Source organism: uncultured Holdemanella sp., assembly GCF_934772795.1.
In the GTDB taxonomy this organism is placed as follows: domain Bacteria; phylum Bacillota_I; class Bacilli_A; order Erysipelotrichales; family Erysipelotrichaceae; genus Holdemanella.
Genome location: NZ_CAKVMR010000107.1, coordinates 1 through 3114 on the forward strand (window position 1 = coordinate 1; position 3114 = coordinate 3114).

Consider the following 3114-nt stretch of genomic DNA (forward strand, 5'->3'; position numbering starts at 1 on the left):
TCAGCGTTTTTCTATCCTTCTCCCATTCAAAAGCAGATAATGTAAGTCCCTTTTCTCCTGCATCCCATAACTTGCAATGGAAATGTGTTTGGGCATAGCTTCCATTCATGATATCCATAAAGTGCTTTCCATCATTTTTTAATGCTTTCGCAATAAAAAAATGGATCAACCGATCCATTTACAATACTTCTTTATAGACTCTTAAGACATTCTTATAGAAGATTTTTTTTACTTCTTCTTGAGTAAGTCCTGCCTTATATAAAGCTTCTTCTAATAGATTCATCATAGAAGCATCTTTAATTTCTAAAGGACATGAAATACCATCAAAATCTGTGCCTAATCCAATGACATCAATTCCAGCTAAATCCTTGATATATAGAATATGTTTGACCATATCTTCTACACAACTCTTGTGATCATCACGATCTGCCAAGAAACTTCCACAGAAGTTAAGTCCCATAACACCACCACGTTTAGCCAATTGAAGAATCATATCATCACTCATATTACGTGCTACATTACATATACTTCTCGCATTTGAGTGAGATGCCACAAATGGTTTTGTCGTATGTTTTAATACATCATAGAAACCTGCATCATTCAAGTGAGAAACATCAATGATCATGCCTAGTCTTTCCATTTCTTTTACATACGAAATTCCAAACTCTGTCAATCCTCTTTCTGTATCGACACTACGCTTATAGTTAGGTTTATTTCCATTCATATCTTTCATTGAAAGATTTGGATAACCAATACCATTCTCATAGTTCCAAGTAAGAGCAATCATTCTTACACCCATACGATAATAGTTTCTTAGCATAGCTAAATCATTGAAGCATACACCACCATCTTCTAAAGTTAATAAACTTGATAATTTACCTTCTTTATCGTTCTTTTCAATATCACTAAATGTATATACAGGTGCAATATAATCTGCATACTTATCCATTTGTGTACAATATTCATCATACAAACGCATTGTCTGTTGTTCAGGAATAGCTAGTTCTTTCTGATCTGTAAACAACGCAAAATTCTGTAATAGATAATTACCCTTTTTCATCTTTTCTAAATCAATCGACAAATCATTTGAATATAAACTTGCCTCTTTACCCTTTAAATCACGACTCAATAATTCTAGAACCGTATCACAATGCATATCGACTACTCTCATTTTTATAACTCCTTTAACCATTCTATACAGCCATCTTCATAACATGAAGGAACAATTTTATTTGCGACTTTTTTACAAGCTTCACAACCATTCTCAAGAGTTACACCTAAACCAGATGCTTCTAATACAGGCGCATCACTTGAACCGTCTCCTATGGAACTGACATCTTCCCAAGAGATTTTAAGGTCATTCAACAAACGATTTACACTATTTAGCTTTTCACAATCCTTATGAATAATGTCAATCATCGTATCTGTACTATGCACAACTTTTACGTTACAGTTTGATTCAATAATTGATTTCATCTCATCATAAATCGAATCAATTCTTGATTTTGAATCCGATATAGATACTTTCCACACAGAATCCTTTAAATACTTTTCTATGTGATTCGTCAAAATGTAATCTACATCACAATTATGCATATCCAGTTCAAATCCATGTGTCATTTTATTGGCCACAAAATAATCAGGTTGACTATAACCAACACCTAAATCATGTTTTAATGCGTATTGCCAAATAAATGAAACATCATTATTTGAAATGGAATACTCAAACATCGTCTTTTTCGTTTTCACATCAAAACAATGGGCTCCATTGCAACTAATGACATATCCACCAAAGTCTTGCATTAAAATCTGCTTAGATAATGGATAAACACCTTGAAAGCATCGAGCTGAATTTAATATGACTAAAACATCTCTTTTTTCAACTTCAATCAATGCCTCTTTAACAGCTTCATTTACATAGATACCACTACTTGGATTCATCAAAGAACCATCTAAATCACAAACAATTGCCCTAACCATATAGCACTTCCTTCTACTTGTTTATAGTAATACGAAACGAGTCAAAAAAAAAGACCCCGAAGGGCAATATCATTAAGTTAAGAAATGACGGCTTCGAGGGGAACACAAAAAATGTGCTCCTCTTTTTTTGTGGAAAATTTGAATTTTTTTGTTGACATACAGGTTGAAATGTGTGGCCTATTATCATTTCTGATAATAGGCCAATTGTTTATAGGTATATGTTTTTGGAGGTACTTATGAACAATTATAAATCGTTAAAAAAGCAGTTAAAATTCTGCATCAAAACCATGAATGATTCTTCTTCACTATTTGTTGTTGATTCAAATAAGGATTTTACACGGAAAAGAAAACATCTTTTTGGAAGTACTCTTTTCAATGTGCTTTTATTAGAGTCTGGATCTTTAAAAGATGAAATGTTCAAATTGTTTGGATATAAGCTTGATACGCCTACAGCTTCTTCATTTGTACAGGCACGTAGTAAGATTCGTCCAGATGCATTCCGTACATTATTCAATATGTTCAATGAACGAACACAGAAAATCAAGCTTCACAAAGGTTATCGCCTTCTCGCTGTTGATGGTTCTGTTCTGCCTATCAGCAGTGCTATCAAAGATACTAAAACCACTTTTTATAAGGCTAATAATTCGAATAAACCTTTCTCCGCCTATCATCTGAATACAAGCTATGATCTATTGGAATGTACTTATGATGATATTGTTCTTCAAGGAAATGCCGTAATGAACGAAAATGGTGCATTCAATGAAATAGTGGATAGATATGATGGTCCTAAAGCTATTTTCATTGCGGACAGAGGCTATGAATCTATCAATTCTTTTGTGAAAGTAGGTATGAAGAACCAGAAGTATTTGATCAGGGTAAAGGATATTCATTCTAGAACAAGCGTACTGCGTAGTTTTGGCCCTTTTCCAGATGCAGAATTTGATATGCATGTTCGTCGTACCCTAACTACTAAACAAACGAATGAAATAAAAGCTCATCCTGAAATATATAAGTTTGTCCCTAAAAATCAGAGATTTGATTTTTTTGACGGAAGCCTTTATTTTGATTTTGAATGTCGTGTTGTACGTTTCAAAATTAGTGATGATACCTACGAAAGTATTATTACAAATTTAG

General features: G+C 33.2%; 3 protein-coding genes. 1 reads left to right on the forward strand and 2 read right to left on the reverse strand.

Annotation, left to right across the window (positions count from 1 at the left end; genetic code table 11):
- Positions 1-178: 178 nt before the first annotated feature.
- Together Q0F04_RS11550 and Q0F04_RS11555 are read right to left on the reverse strand one after the other, a co-directional pair.
- Entirely contained in the window at positions 179-1171 is a 993-nt protein-coding gene (locus Q0F04_RS11550) for a dipeptidase (protein ID WP_295753441.1), read from the reverse strand.
- A 2-nt stretch (positions 1172-1173) separates the two neighbouring features.
- Positions 1174-1980 carry a Cof-type HAD-IIB family hydrolase gene (locus Q0F04_RS11555; protein WP_295753443.1) on the reverse strand — a complete coding sequence of 269 codons (807 nt, stop codon included), beginning with the start codon at positions 1978-1980 and terminating at the stop codon, positions 1174-1176.
- Positions 1981-2216: 236 nt separating this feature from the next.
- Here Q0F04_RS11555 and Q0F04_RS11560 point away from each other — a divergent pair.
- The coding region (locus Q0F04_RS11560; protein ID WP_295753445.1) for a transposase at positions 2217-3114 on the forward strand (898 nt) is incomplete at its 3' end.